Source organism: Kitasatospora sp. NPDC093558 (genome assembly GCF_040683475.1).
In the GTDB taxonomy this organism is placed as follows: Bacteria; Actinomycetota; Actinomycetes; order Streptomycetales; family Streptomycetaceae; genus Kitasatospora.
In genome coordinates this window covers 1-12,902 of the sequence record NZ_JBFBDY010000168.1, presented here as the reverse complement: position 1 = coordinate 12,902, position 12,902 = coordinate 1, and the positions used below count along the sequence as shown (strand labels likewise).

The following is a 12,902-nucleotide window of genomic DNA, read 5'->3' as shown; positions in this document are numbered from 1 at the left end:
GCCGGCGCTCGCCGCCGCCGCGCCGTTCGAGGTCGCGGGCGTCGAGCTCGCGACCGGGGACGTGCACGAGGCGGTGGCCGAGTTGGACCGGCTGCTGCCGCCGGACGTGCCCGCCGCCGTCGAACTGCCGCGCGAACTCCTGCGCGGAGACGGGCTGGACGAGACGCTGGACGCCCTCGTCGACAGCGCCTACCGGGCCAAATTCCGCACCGGCGGGGTCGTCGCGCAGGCGTTCCCCGACGAGGACGAGCTGGCCGCGTTCCTGACCGGCTGCGCGCAGCGCGGTCTGCCGTACAAGTGCACGGCCGGGCTGCACAACGCCGTCCGGCACACCGACGCGGTGACCGGTTTCGAGCACCACGGCTTCCTCAACGTGCTGCTGGCCGCGCAGGAGACGGACCGCGCCACGGCCGCCGAGGTGCTGGCGGAACGCGACGGCGACGTGCTGGCCAAGGCCGTCCACGCCTTGAGCGCGCATCAGGTTACGGTGATCCGCAACTCGTTCACCGCGTTCGGCACCTGCAGCATCGCCGAGCCCCTGGACGACCTGGCCGCGCTCGGCCTGCTGTCGCCCAGTCCACTTGTCCAGGAGGACCGTTGAGCACCCCCCGCAGCTGGCTCGCCAGCGCCCAGGACTCGCCGTTCGGCGTGCACAACCTGCCGTACGGCGTCTTCACCGCCGCCGACCAGCCCGGACGGCGCCGGATCGGCGTGCGCGTCGGGGACTTCGTGCTCGACGCCGGGGCCGCCGCCCGCGCCGCCGGGGCACCGTCGGTGCTGCTGGCCGCGGACTCGCTCAACCCGCTGATGGCGGCCGGGCGTTCGGCCTGGACGCAGGTGCGGGCCGACCTCACGCTGTGGCTGACGGACGAGTCCTACCGCGAGGCGCTGTCGCCGGCGCTGCTGCCGGTGGGCGAGGTCGAGCTGCACCTGCCGTTCGAGGTCGCGGACTACGTCGACTTCTACGCGAGCGAGCACCACGCCACCAACCTGGGCCGGATCTTCCGCCCGGGCTCGGAGCCGCTCACCCCCAACTGGAAGCACCTGCCGATCGGTTACCACGGGCGCGCGGGGACGGTCGTCGTGTCCGGCACGCCGGTCGTGCGCCCGCACGGGCAGCGCAAGGCCCCGGCCGACGCGGTGCCGTCCTTCGGGCCGACCCGCCGGCTGGACATCGAGGCCGAGGTGGGCTTCGTCGTCGGCACGCCGTCCACGCTCGGGCGGCCGGTCGTCCTGGACGACTTCCGCGACCACGTGTTCGGCGTGTGCCTGGTCAACGACTGGTCCGCGCGCGACATCCAGGCGTGGGAGTACGTGCCGCTCGGCCCGTTCCTCGGCAAGTCCTTCACGACCTCGGTCTCGCCGTGGATCGTGCCGCTGGACGCCCTCCAGCACGCCCGGGTCAGCCCGCCGGAGCGCGACGTCGAGCCGCTGCCGTACCTGGACGACCGCGGCGGCGAGCCGTGGGGCCTGGACCTGGCGATGGAGGTCCGCCTGAACGGGCACCTCGTCTCCCGGCCGCCGTTCGCGTCGATGTACTGGACGGCGCAGCAGCAGCTCACCCACATGACGGTCAACGGCGCGTCGCTGCGCACCGGCGACCTGTTCGCGTCGGGGACGGTCAGCGGGCCTGAGCCGGACACCCGGGGTGCGCTGATCGAGCTGACCTGGAACGGCGAGGAGCCGCTGAAGCTGGCGGACGGCACGACGCGGACGTTCCTGGAGGACGGCGACGAGGTGACCATCACCGCGACGGCCCCGGGGCCGGACGGGACGGTCGTCGGGTTCGGCGAGGTGACGGGGCGGGTCGAGCCGTAGTCGGGCGGCGGCGGGACGGCGTCGAGCCGCAGTCGGGGCGTCGTCGAGTCGCAGTCGAGTCGCGGTCGAGTCGCAGCGGGTCGTACGGCTGACGAGTGACAGCGAACAGATAACAGATGACAGCTGACAGATTTCGTTTTCTGTCAGCTGTCATCTGTTTCCCGTTCGGCCTAGTACGGTGGGCGCCAGGGACGGGGATCTTCGACACCGACGAACGGGAGCGGGCCCGATGAGCGGCGAGGTGCAGGACTTCCAGGACGGCTGGGTCGGGCGGATCGTGCTGAACCGGCCGAGGGCGCTCAACTCCCTCACCCACGGCATGATCACCGCCGTCCGCGCGGCAGTGGACGCGTGGGCCGCGGCCGACACCGTACGCACCATCGTCCTGACCGGCGACGGCGAACGCGGGCTCTGCGCCGGCGCCGACGTCCGCGCCCTGCACGACGACGCCAAGGCGGGCGGCGCCGGCGCCCGGGCGTTCTTCCGCGACGAGTACCGGCTGAACGCCCTCATCGCCCGCTGCCCCAAGCCGTACGTCGCGGTCATGGACGGCATCACGATGGGCGGCGGCGTCGGCCTCTCCGCCCACGGCTCGGTGCGCATCGTCACCGAACGCTCCGTCGTCGCCATGCCCGAGACCCGGATCGGCCTCGTGCCGGACGTCGGCGGAAGCCGCCTGCTGGCCCGCGCCCCGGGCGAGTTGGGCATCCACCTCGGCCTCACCTCCGCGTCGATGGGCCCCGGCGACGCCATCCTGTGCGGCTTCGCCGACCACTTCGTCCCGTCCGCGAAGATCCCTGCCCTGCTCTTCGCCCTCGCGGCCGCCCCGGACGCGGCCGCCGTGACCGCCATGGTCGCCGCCGAGGCCGAACCCGCACCGCCGTCCGCCCTCGCGGCCCAGCGCGAGTGGATCGACGCCTGCTACGCCGCCGACACCGCCGAGGAGATCGTCGAACGCCTCCTCGACTCCGGCGTCCGGGAGGCGAAGGAGGCCGCCCAACTGGTCCTCGCCAACTCGCCGACCGCGGTCAAGACCACCCTCGTCGCACTGCGCCGGGCCTGGTCGCTGCCGTCCCTGGAGGCGGTGCTCGACCAGGAGTACCGCATCTCGTGCGCGGCGCTGGACAGCCACGACCTGGTCGAGGGCATCCGCGCCCAGGTGATCGACAAGGACCGCAACCCGCGCTGGTCCCCCGCCACGCTGGCCGAGGTGACGGAGGCCGACGTGGCCCGCCACTTCGCCCCGCGCGAGGGCGACGAGCTCGGCCTGGCCTAGCCGGCCCGCCCTTCCGCACGTTCTCTCAGGCGGCCGGACTCGTGATGACTGTCTCGCATGCCAAGACTGGCGCGAGGCGGGGCGCTTCGTAGATCGTTGGGTGGTCAGGCGCGCCCGTGCGGCGCCGAGCAGCGGAATGGGAGTCGACGGCGATGACCGAGACCGAGACCTACGAGACGATCCTGGTCGAGCGCAAGGGCCGGGTGGGGCTGATCACGCTCAACCGTCCGAAGGCGCTCAACGCGCTGAACACGCAGCTGATGAACGAGGTCGTCGCGGCCGCGACGGCGTTCGACCGCGACCCGGAGATCGGCTGTCTGGTGATCACCGGGTCTGAGAAGGCCTTCGCGGCGGGCGCGGACATCAAGGAGATGCAGGGCAACCAGTTCCCGGACGTCTACCTGGACGACTGGCTGGGCCCGTGGGACCGGCTCGGCCAGCTGCGCAAGCCGGTCGTCGCGGCGGTGGCCGGCTTCGCGCTCGGCGGCGGCTGCGAGCTGGCCATGCTGTGCGACATCCTGCTGGCCGCGGACACCGCGAAGTTCGGGCAGCCGGAGATCAAGCTCGGCGTCATCCCGGGCATCGGCGGCTCGCAGCGGCTGACCCGGGCGGTCGGCAAGGCGAAGGCGATGGAGCTGTGCCTGACCGGGCGGATGATGGGCGCCGAGGAGGCCGAGCGCGCCGGCCTGGTCTCCCGGATCGTCCCGGCCGACCAGCTGCTGGCGGAGGCGCTGGCCACCGCCGAGACCGTCGCGGCGATGTCCGCCCCGGCCGCGATCATGATGAAGGAGAGCGTCAACCGCGCCTTCGAGACCACGCTGGCCGAGGGCGTCCGCTTCGAGCGGCGCCTGTTCCACGCCGCGTTCGCGACCGCGGACCAGAAGGAGGGCATGAACGCCTTCGCCGAGAAGCGGCCGCCGGCGTTCATCAACCGCTGAGCACGGGCGGAGCACTCGGGCCGGGGCGGCGAACGCCTGACGGGTGACGGGTGACGGGCTACAGATGACGGGTGACAGATAACGGCGAACAGATAACAGATGATGAACTCTGTCATCTGTTATCTGTTCGCCGTTCGTCGTTCGGCGAACCCCGTCAGCCCTCCTCCACCAGCACCGTGTTGAGCCGGGCGAAGCCGCTGCGGGTCGCGGCGACGACGATCTGGTCGCCCGGGCCGAGTCCGCGACTGCGGTCGGCGTAGTTCCACTGCAGGTGCGGGGTGCGGGCGACCCGGACGGCGATCACCCGGACGCCGCCCGGGTCCTCCAGGTCGTGCCGGTTCATGCCGATCAGCCGGCTGCCGTCCTCCACCCTCAGCTCCGCGATCAGCAGCACGTGCCGGAACACCGAGAGCGTGCCGAGCACCTCGCGCCCCATCAGGGCCGCGGCGAACGCCGGCGCCGCCAGGTAGGAGACGGACCGGGACGCCGCGTTGTCCAGCGTCGCGTAGAAGTGCCCGGCGAAGTTGTCGTCGAACAGCCGCACCACCACCCGCACTTCGGGGTTGCCGTGGCGCGCCTCCAGCGCCGCCTCCAGGTTGGTGGCGTCGTCGCCGCTGACCGCGACCACCGCCCGGCTGTGCTTCAGCCGGGCCCGGCGCAGCTGCTCCTCGAACGGGCCGTCCCCGAGGACGACCGGGATGCCGAGCGCGCGGACGGCGGCGATGCCGCGCGCCTGCGGGTCGCGCTCCATGCACACCACCGGCACGCCCAGTTCGTGGAGCTGGCCGGCGACGCGGGTGCCGACGTTGCCGAGGCCGACGACGATCACGTGGTCGCGGGTGCCGGCGCTCGGGTTGCGGGGCTGGCCGCGCCGCCCGGAGGCGAGCGCCTCGACCACGATGGCGGTGGCGACCGGCGCGAACGTGATGCCGCAGAGCGTGATCACCACCTGCGCGATGCGCTGCCACACGCCGCCCGTCCCCGTCCCCGCGGCGATGTCGGCGGGCTGGTCCGGCTGGGCCGCGCCGGCGAGGTCGAGCAGCGAGATGTAGACGGACCAGCCGAAGTCCCGGCTCAGGTACCAGAGCACGGAGAAGGCCATCAGCACGGCGCCGAGCGCGATGAGCAGCACCAGCCGCATGCGGGCGCTGGTGAAGTAGCGGGCGGTGTCGAGCAGCCGCCAGCGCAGCCGCCGTGCCCAGCCGATCGGTTCGCGCGGTTCGACCGGTAGCGCCTGGAGGGCGGCGATCCCGCCTTCGTCCTCGACCACTGCGGACACCGCTGCGTCGGCGTCACTTTCCGGTCCGGCTTCGGTGGCCTCGGCAGCTTCGGCCGAGCTACGGCGTGGACCGGGAACCGCGCCGGCGCCGACGCGCACCGGGCCGTCATCCCCGAACTCACGTGCGAGCCGGACGAATTCGGCCGAGCCGCCCTCCTGGTCGGGCATCAGCCGGATCCTGCTGACGTCCTGGCGGTCGATGTGATCGGCGACGATGCAGAGCCGGTCGGAGGCGATCGCCTCGTCGAAGGCGATGTGCAGGAAGCGCCCGCCGACCGCGACCGAGTTCGGCCGGCCCAGCGCGGCCGCCGCGAACGCCGGTGCCGCGGTGGCGGAGCCGGAGAGCGCGGTGCCGTTCTTGAGGAGGCGTTCGATGTTCTCCCCGAGGCGCTGGTTGAACATCCGCAGGACGATCCGGATGTTCGGGTTGTGGCCCTGGGCGCTGAGCGCCGCGTGGATGTTCTCCTGGTCGCTGCCCTCGACGAGGGCGAGGCCGCGCGCGGTCTCGACGGACACCGCGCGCAGCGCCTCGTCGGTGATGCTGCTGTACTCGACCATGGCCGAGACGCCGGTCAGCTGCTCGATCTGCGGTGCGTGGTCGCGGTCGCGGTCCGCGATCAGGACGACGACCGGGACCTCGTAGTGCTCGACGAGCTCCAGGACCAGCCGGTGGGCCAGCGCGTTCCCGCCGCAGACGACGAAGTGCTGGCTGATCGGCTCGACCGGAGGGGTCCCCCACCCTTCAGAAGTCATACCGACGGATGATATCCACGCCAGGTGTTCGGAAGGTGTCGTTCCGGGAACTGCGGGACCCCCGAACGGCGGTACCGCACGGGCGGTTCGCAGCCGGTGCGTCGAGGGTGGGTGTCGTCCCCCACCCGTCCCCCACCCGTCCCGGCGTTCCCGGCCCGAGGAGGCACCACCGTGGTCCCCCCGATCATCACCCCCGACGCTTCCGAGGTGCAGGGCCCGCTCGGGCTGCTCGCCAAGGCCGCCTGGCAGGTCCTGCTGCTCGCCGGGGTGGCCTCGCTCGGCCTCGGCATCGTCGTCTTCGCCTGGCCGCGCGAGACCCTGCTGGTGGTGGGCGTGCTGTTCGGCCTCTACCTGCTGGTCATCGGGATCGTCCAGCTGGTGGCGGCGTTCGGCACACACGCCACCACCGCGCTGCGGGTGATGGCGTTCATCAGCGGCGCGATCTGCGTGCTGTTGGGCCTGCTCTGCTTCCGCAGCGCGGCCCAGTCGCTGTTGCTGCTCGCGCTCTGGATCGGCATCGGCTGGCTGTTCCGGGGCATCACCCAGCTCGCCGCCGCCTTCTCCGACCCCTACATGCCCGCGCGCAGCTGGCAGGGGTTCGCGGGCGTGGCGAACACGCTGGCCGGGGTGCTGCTGATGGTCTGGCCGGTCGGGTCGATCACGGCGCTGACGGTCCTGGCGGGCTGCTGGCTGCTGATCCTCGGCCTGATCGAGATCGTGACGGCGCTCCAGGTGCGCGGCCGGGCGAAGCGGATCCCGTCGGGCGTGTGACCGGGGCCGGTGGGCACGGGTCGGCTTACGGCGCGGGTGCCCTTACGGCACGGGTCCCGCTACGGCACGGGCGCGTAGCCGATCCGGAAGGTGGCGGCCTCCAGGCGTTCCGCGTCGATCCGGACGTCCGTCAGCCGCTCGGCGAGGGCGAACGCGGACTCGGTGTTGACGCCGGCATTCGTGTCGTCGAGCCGGAAGCCGCAGGCCGTCAGCAGCTCCGGTATGCCGGGGGCGTCGGCGTCCGAGCCGTCCCGCTCGCCGGGGAAGAGCGGTTCGAAGTGGAGCCGGCGGGTCGTGCCCTCCCACCAGTTGAAGTGGTCGACCGCGTTGACGTTGCGGAAGTGGGCGACCGCGCGGGTGCCGTCGGCGAGGCGGGGCAGGACGTCCCAGAGGCTGCCGATGTAGCCGTAGGGCTCGACGGCGAGGGCCCAGCCGTCGAGTTCGGTGACGGCGACGAGGAGGCGGTCGGCGTACTCGTCGTCGTCGAACAGGGCCCTGGCCGTCTCGTCCTCGCCGTCGTCGAAGGTCTCCCAGGCGGCGACGACCGCGTCCAGACCGGTGACCTCCCGGCCCGGGGCGGCGTCGAAGCGGCGCAGCAGTTCGTCGGCGCCGATGCCCTGGACGTGCGTCAGGCAGTAGGCCTCGTCGAGCACGGGGTAGCGCTCGGCGAACCAGGTGAAGTCGGTGGCGTGTGCGGTCATGGGCCGATGCTGCCAGACGGCTGTGACACCGTCAGAGCCAGGTCGGCCGGTCGGTTCCCCAGCGGCCGGGCGGGCGCGTCCAGTTGGTGGGCGCACCGTCGTAGGCGGTGGGCGGGAGGGCGTGGCGCAGGCGGCCGTAGGCGGAGTCGGTCTCGGCGAGGTACCGCGTCGGGTCGTAGGGCGTGGATTCGATGGGTTCGTCGGCGTCGGCGCCGGCGACGTCGATGTCGATGTCGATGTCGATGTCGATGTCGATGTCGTGGAGGAGCCAGGACGCGGTGCCGGCGAGGGAGAAGCGGAGGTGGCGTCCGCCGGGGCGGCCGGTGCGCTGTTCGGTGAGGGCGCGCAGGACGGCGGCGGCGATGAGGTAGCCGGTGCCGTGGTCGAGTGCCTGGGCGGGGAGGACGCCGGGGTGGCCGTCGGGGGCGGCCTCGTGGGCGGCGATCCCGACGCCGGCCTGGACGAGGCTGTCGAAGCCGCGGCGTCCGGCCCACGGGCCGGTCCAGCCCCAGGCGCAGAGCTGGACGACGATCAGGCCGGGGTGGCGGTCGAGGAGGGCGTCGGGGGCGAGGCCGAGGGCGTCGAGGGCGCCGGGGCGGTAGCCGGTGATGACGGCGTCGGCGGTGGCGAGGAGCTCGTCGAAGGTGGCGCGGTCGGCGGGGTCCGCGAGGTCGAGGCGGGCGGAGCGCTTGCCGAAGCCGGTGTCGGCGTGGGCGTCGTCGGCCTCGGGGAGGTGGGGGGAGTCGATGCGCAGCACGTCGGCGCCGAGGAGGGCGAGAGTGCGGGTGGCGACCGGGCCGGCGATGACGCGGGTGAGGTCGAGGACGCGGATGCCGTCGGCGGGCAGGGGTGCGGGGCCGAGCGGGCGGGGTGCGGTGGGCGCCGGGCCGTTCGGGTCGCGCGGGCCCACGATGCGGGTCTCGACGAGTGGGTGCTTTGTGCCGCTCACCGGTGCGACGGCCACGGCGAGCGCCCCCGCCTCGTACGCGCGCTCCTGGACGAGTTCGGCGGGCTGTTCGCTCAGCACCGTGGCGAGTTCCTCGGGCCCGGCGCCGCCGGGCAGGCCGAGGGCCGCGAGCAGCCGGGTGCGGTGGTGCGGGTAGTTGGCGTGGGTGCGGACCCAGCCGTCGGCGGTGCGCCAGAAGCCGGAGTGCGGGGCGAAGCTGACGGGTGCGCGGCCGTCGACGGTCAGGTGGCGTTCGCTCACGAAGGCGGTGGCGACGGCACCCTGGTCGATCCGCACGGCGGGGACGGGGCCACCGGCGCGGTGGGCGGCGAGTTCGGCGGCGGCGAGGGAACAGACGGCGACGGTGGCCCGGGCGAGGCGGCGCACGGGCAGTCCGGAGGGCAGGACGGTGGCGGGGCCGTGGAAGGAGACCCGGTCCAGCAGGTCGGCGGAGCCGCCGAGGGCCGCCCAGGCGTGTGCGGTGGGGCCGTCGGTGGGGACCTGCGTGGGCGGGTTCTGCTCGGGGGACGTCGACCCGTGAGTCGCCTGGGCAACACGGGACTGCTCGGCCGGGGGTGTCGGACGCTCTGTCATGTACGGCATTGTGCTCGGGTTCCCGTGCGTCCGCCGTGACGGCCGCCACCACCCGGCTGCGCCTGCGCACGGACTGTGTCGGTGCGCCCCACTATCGTCGGCGCATGGGTCATACAGCAGATGTCCGGCTTGCCGCCAAACCCGAGGAGAGCTGGTATCTGGAAGCGGTTATCACGCCGGGGACACGGCTTGGAACGCGTCCCGGTGATCCAACGACGTTCATCCGGGTCGCCGAAGTGAGAGAAGTGACCACGATCCGCATCCCCAGCGGCCGTCTCATCGTCGACTCACCATGGCCGGAGGATGACGACCCGGAGCTGACGGCGCGAGTCGGCCGGGAACTGGCGGAACGGATCCCGCCGGGCATCTACCGGGTGGAGGCCGCTTGGACGCAAGCGCCGTACGAGTTCATGGGCGAGCGTTTCGACGGCCGGGAAGTAGCCGCCATCCGCCTGTGTATCACCGAGACCCCCGTAATGAGCTGGGAGATGGCCCTCGGTGTCGGAGACGACATCGAGACGATTCGTCGTGGGGACCGGATTGGGTTCAACTCCGAGACGAACATGGGGAGCTTCTCCGATGCCGCTGCCTGGCCCGCACTGACAGCACCGTTCCGCGAGTTCTGGCGAGGATGCCAATCCGGCAACCGGCAGCCCCGTGACACGGAAAGTCTTTTCGATGACCGTTTCGAGCGCGCGAGCGACGAGGGGCACGGAGCGGACCTCGTGACGTTCCCCGCCGAAGGACCCTCCGTCGTCTGGCTGGGGCGCACCGAGACTGGGGCCATCGCCTCGGTCGCCGTGGCCGATGGATATCACTCGTCCGAAGGTTCAGAAGGTGAAGCGCAGTGACCGGATGCGGTTGTCGAAGCTGGACGGGACGAGGTCCGGCTCGCCGACCGATCGCAGACCGGGCAGGCGGGTGAAAAGTTCGCGGAACAGCACCTTCATCTCCTGCCGGGCCAGGTGCGCCCCGAGGCAGTAGTGCGGGCCTCCGCCGCCGAAGCCCAGGTGGGGGTTGGGGGTGCGGGTGATGTCGAAGGCGTCCGGGTCGGTGAAGACGGTCTCGTCGCGGTTGGCCGAGCCGAAGTAGAGGACGGCTTTCTCGCCGGCTCGCAGCAGTGGCCCGCCGGGGCCGCCGAGTTCGTGGTCGACGGCCAGGGTACGGCGGAACTGGATGATCGGGGTCGCGTGGCGGACGATCTCGTCGACGGCGCCGCCGAGCCGCCCGTCCAGGTCGTCGAGGAGCAGGGCGCGCTGGTCGGGGTGGGCGGTGAGCAGGTGGAGGCCATGGGCGAGCGCGTTGCGGGTGGTCTCGACGCCGGCGACGAGCAGCAGGGAGAAGAAGGCGCCGAGTTCGCGGCCGGTGAGCCTGCGTCCTTCGACGTCGGCGGTGACGAGGGCGGTGATCAGGTCGTCGGCGGGGGCGCGGCGGCGGTGGCGGCCGATCGCCGCGACCATGAGCTGCATCCGGGCGAGCGCCGCCAGTCCGCGGCCGGGTACGCGCAGGCGGCGGCGCAGCGGGCGGGCGACGCCGGTGTGTTCGGAGGCGTGGTCGACCTGGTCGAGGATCGCGCGGCGGGGGCCCTCGGGGATGCCCATCAGGTTGCAGATCACCTGGAACGGGAGTTCGGCGGCGACCGCGGTGACGAAGTCCTCGGGCCGGTTGCGTTCGACGTCGTCGACGAGGCGGGCGGCGACGCGGCGGATGTCGTCCTCGACCCTGGAGAGGAGGCGGGGGGTGAAGGCGCGGGCGATGACGCGGCGCAGCTGGGCGTGGCGGGGGTCGTCCAGGTTGACCATCGAGTCGCCGAAGAGGGCCCTGACCCAGCGGGGCGGTTCGGGGGTGGTAACGCCGGGGGCGCTGCGGAAGACGGCGGGGGTGCGGCCGGCTTCGACGACGTCGGCGTAGCGGACGAGGGCGTGGTGGCCGCGGCCGGTGGCGCGGTCGCCGACGTAGAGGGGGGTGGGGCGGCGGCGTAATTCGGCGAAGGCGGCGGCGCGGGTGGGGGCGGGGAGCTGCCAGAAGCCCGGGTCGGCCAGGTCGGGGGCGGAGCCGGGGGTTGGCTTGAAGTGCGCGGAGACCAAGCCGGTTCCGGCGGATGCTGTCCGTGCTGCCCGGCCGATCGTGGTGTCCATGGCCGGGCCTCCTGGTGGTCCGCTGTGCTGACGCCTGCACCGGGGTGTGCGCATCGTAGGTGGTTGTGCACATTTAGTGACCAGGTGATGAGAGATGTCAAATCCTCCCGATGGTCGTACGAGCAGTTGTTCGCCTGGTCGGTTCGTCGGGCGGTTGGGCCGGGTGGGTCGGCAACCAGAGAGGTCGGGCCGACTGGGGACGGGGGCCTCCGGCGCGACGGCCGGGCATGGTCTCACGAGGCGGAACCGGCCGATACCGGAGGGTGCGGTACGGGCGCGGCCCGGCGGGTGCGACGATGAGTGCCATCGTGATGACCGACCGGATCCGCTCGCTGCGCGCCGTGGTCTTCGCCGCGCTGTGCGTGGCGCTGGCCGCCGCGGCGCACGTCGCCATGGGCGGGGCCGGGGTGTCGCCGCCGGTCCTGGTCGGCGGGTCCGGCGTGGTCCTCGGTGTGACCTGGATGCTCGCCGGGAAGCGGCGCGGGCTCGGGGTGATCAGCGCCTGGATGGTCGCGGCGCAGACCGCACTACACCTGTTGTTCGAACGCGCCGGGGCTCTCACGCCTACGGGCGGCGGGCTCGGCCGGCTCTCCGGCACGGACTGGGCCGCCCTGCTGCTGTGCAACCCCGGCCGGGTGCCGACCGGACTGTCGCCCGCGGACCTGGCCAGGATGGCCGGACTCGACCCGGATGCGCCGCCGGCCGGCCTGCGGCACGGTGCCGGTTCCGCCGCCTCGGGCGGGGCCGGTCTCGGCGACGGCATGGCGATGGACATGACCGGGATGACTGGGATGGGTGGCATGCCGGGCATGCCCTCCGGGGCCGAGGTGGCCGACGGCTCCGGACAGGCCATGGCCGCCCACGGGATGGCGCACGGCATGGCCCACGGGATGTCCGTGGGGATGGTCGCCGCCCACGTGCTGGCCGCGCTGGCCTGCGCACTGCTGCTCTGGCGCGGTGACGCCGCGCTGGTCCGGATCTTCGAACTGCTCGGCGCACTCGGTACCGTCGTCGCGGGCGCGCTGCTCGTCCCGCTGCTTAGCCTCTTCGCGCGGCCCTCCGGTTTCCCGCCGGCCCCGCCCCGGCGCGCCGACCGGCCGACCCGGCTGCCGCGACAGGTGCTGCTCACGCACGCCGTCGTGCGGCGCGGGCCGCCCGCGCTCGCCCTCGCCTGCTGACGCGCCCGTCTCCCCGCGTTCCATTCGCTCCATCCGGTCGGCCACTGCCGCCGGGGCACCGTGACGGGCAGGTCGCCCTGCCGTACGGCCGAGCGCACTGCGCCGCCGTGCCGCCAGGGCCCGGGCTCCGTGCCTGCCGTCGCGCCTCCACCCGGACGCGCGGCGTGCGACGCGGACGACCTATCGACACCGACGGCGCCGCCCATGAGCGACGCCGCTCCCAGCCCTTCCCTCAGGACCCTTCATGCCTGACTACGGCGGCACTCCGGCTCCGGCCGGCGCCTTCGTCCTACCGCTGCGGGCCGCGCGGCCCGTCCTCCTCCAGCCGGGCCAGCAGATTCGCGGACCAGTCCACCGGCGGGCCGTCGGCCGCACTCGCCGCCACCCGGACGCGCAGCTGTTCCGCGCGCTCCAGCCAGTCCCGGCAGCCCGCCTTCCTCACAGGTCTCGGTGAGGTGGACTTTGTAACCGTCCCAGAGGGTGTCGCGTTTGACGCCGCCCCGTGCCTCA

Annotated in this window: 12 protein-coding genes; 7 read left to right on the top strand and 5 right to left on the bottom strand. The window is 73.0% G+C overall.

The window, feature by feature from the left end:
* The 4 genes from AB0O00_RS17970 to AB0O00_RS17955 all read left to right on the top strand — a co-directional run.
* On the top strand, window positions 1-601 hold a 601-nt coding region (locus tag AB0O00_RS17970; protein ID WP_363652831.1), incomplete at its 5' end, for a hypothetical protein.
* Window positions 598-1,818 carry a fumarylacetoacetase gene (gene fahA, locus AB0O00_RS17965; RefSeq protein WP_363652829.1) on the top strand — a complete coding sequence of 407 codons (1,221 nt, stop codon included), beginning with the start codon at window positions 598-600 and terminating at the stop codon, window positions 1,816-1,818. The genes AB0O00_RS17970 and fahA, both read left to right, overlap by 4 nt.
* Before the next feature lie 229 nt (window positions 1,819-2,047).
* Window positions 2,048-3,094: an enoyl-CoA hydratase/isomerase family protein gene (locus AB0O00_RS17960; protein ID WP_363652827.1), complete on the top strand. Its 1,047-nt coding sequence runs from the start codon at window positions 2,048-2,050 to the stop codon at window positions 3,092-3,094.
* Between the two features lie 152 nt (window positions 3,095-3,246).
* Entirely contained in the window at window positions 3,247-4,032 is a 786-nt protein-coding gene (locus AB0O00_RS17955) for an enoyl-CoA hydratase (RefSeq protein ID WP_363652826.1), read from the top strand.
* 154 nt (window positions 4,033-4,186) lie between these two features.
* On the opposite strand, the gene AB0O00_RS17950 is transcribed toward AB0O00_RS17955, so the two are convergent.
* Entirely contained in the window at window positions 4,187-6,064 is a 1,878-nt protein-coding gene (locus tag AB0O00_RS17950) for an NAD-binding protein (protein WP_363652824.1), read from the bottom strand.
* Window positions 6,065-6,235: 171 nt separating this feature from the next.
* Here AB0O00_RS17950 and AB0O00_RS17945 point away from each other — a divergent pair, with 171 nt between their 5' ends.
* A complete protein-coding gene (locus tag AB0O00_RS17945) occupies window positions 6,236-6,835 on the top strand; it encodes an HdeD family acid-resistance protein (RefSeq protein ID WP_363652822.1) in 600 nt (199 codons plus the stop codon).
* 59 nt (window positions 6,836-6,894) lie between these two features.
* Here AB0O00_RS17945 and AB0O00_RS17940 read toward each other — a convergent pair whose 3' ends face one another.
* Both AB0O00_RS17940 and AB0O00_RS17935 read right to left on the bottom strand, forming a co-directional pair.
* Entirely contained in the window at window positions 6,895-7,536 is a 642-nt protein-coding gene (locus AB0O00_RS17940) for a DUF6461 domain-containing protein (RefSeq protein ID WP_363652821.1), read from the bottom strand.
* Between the two features lie 31 nt (window positions 7,537-7,567).
* Window positions 7,568-9,076, bottom strand: coding sequence for a CoA transferase (locus tag AB0O00_RS17935; RefSeq protein ID WP_363652819.1), 1,509 nt, complete (start codon window positions 9,074-9,076; stop codon window positions 7,568-7,570).
* 35 nt (window positions 9,077-9,111) lie between these two features.
* On the opposite strand from AB0O00_RS17935, the gene AB0O00_RS17930 reads away from it, so the two are divergent.
* Window positions 9,112-9,927 carry a DUF4241 domain-containing protein gene (locus AB0O00_RS17930; protein ID WP_363652817.1) on the top strand — a complete coding sequence of 272 codons (816 nt, stop codon included), beginning with the start codon at window positions 9,112-9,114 and terminating at the stop codon, window positions 9,925-9,927.
* Here the strand turns inward: AB0O00_RS17930 and AB0O00_RS17925 are convergent.
* Window positions 9,907-11,214 carry a cytochrome P450 gene (locus AB0O00_RS17925; protein ID WP_363652815.1) on the bottom strand — a complete coding sequence of 436 codons (1,308 nt, stop codon included), beginning with the start codon at window positions 11,212-11,214 and terminating at the stop codon, window positions 9,907-9,909. The two genes, AB0O00_RS17930 and AB0O00_RS17925, sit on opposite strands and share 21 nt — an antisense overlap.
* A 296-nt stretch (window positions 11,215-11,510) precedes the next feature.
* On the opposite strand from AB0O00_RS17925, the gene AB0O00_RS17920 reads away from it, so the two are divergent.
* Complete coding sequence (locus AB0O00_RS17920; RefSeq protein ID WP_363652813.1) at window positions 11,511-12,392, top strand: hypothetical protein; 882 nt, start codon at window positions 11,511-11,513, stop codon at window positions 12,390-12,392.
* Between the two features lie 289 nt (window positions 12,393-12,681).
* On the opposite strand, the gene AB0O00_RS17915 is transcribed toward AB0O00_RS17920, so the two are convergent.
* Window positions 12,682-12,834, bottom strand: coding sequence for a hypothetical protein (locus AB0O00_RS17915; protein ID WP_363652811.1), 153 nt, complete (start codon window positions 12,832-12,834; stop codon window positions 12,682-12,684).
* Window positions 12,835-12,902 lie beyond the last annotated feature (68 nt).

Bases quoted from the DNA above. Each gene is read 5' to 3' on its own strand.
- AB0O00_RS17950 (WP_363652824.1), bottom strand. From the start codon at position 6,064: ATGACTTCTGAAGGGTGGGGGACCCCTCCGGTCGAGCCGATCAGCCAG.
- AB0O00_RS17960 (WP_363652827.1), top strand. From the start codon at position 2,048: ATGAGCGGCGAGGTGCAGGACTTCCAGGACGGCTGGGTCGGGCGGATC.
- AB0O00_RS17935 (WP_363652819.1), bottom strand. From the start codon at position 9,076: ATGACAGAGCGTCCGACACCCCCGGCCGAGCAGTCCCGTGTTGCCCAG.
- AB0O00_RS17925 (WP_363652815.1), bottom strand. From the start codon at position 11,214: ATGGACACCACGATCGGCCGGGCAGCACGGACAGCATCCGCCGGAACC.
- AB0O00_RS17955 (WP_363652826.1), top strand. From the start codon at position 3,247: ATGACCGAGACCGAGACCTACGAGACGATCCTGGTCGAGCGCAAGGGC.
- AB0O00_RS17940 (WP_363652821.1), bottom strand. From the start codon at position 7,536: ATGACCGCACACGCCACCGACTTCACCTGGTTCGCCGAGCGCTACCCC.
- AB0O00_RS17920 (WP_363652813.1), top strand. From the start codon at position 11,511: ATGAGTGCCATCGTGATGACCGACCGGATCCGCTCGCTGCGCGCCGTG.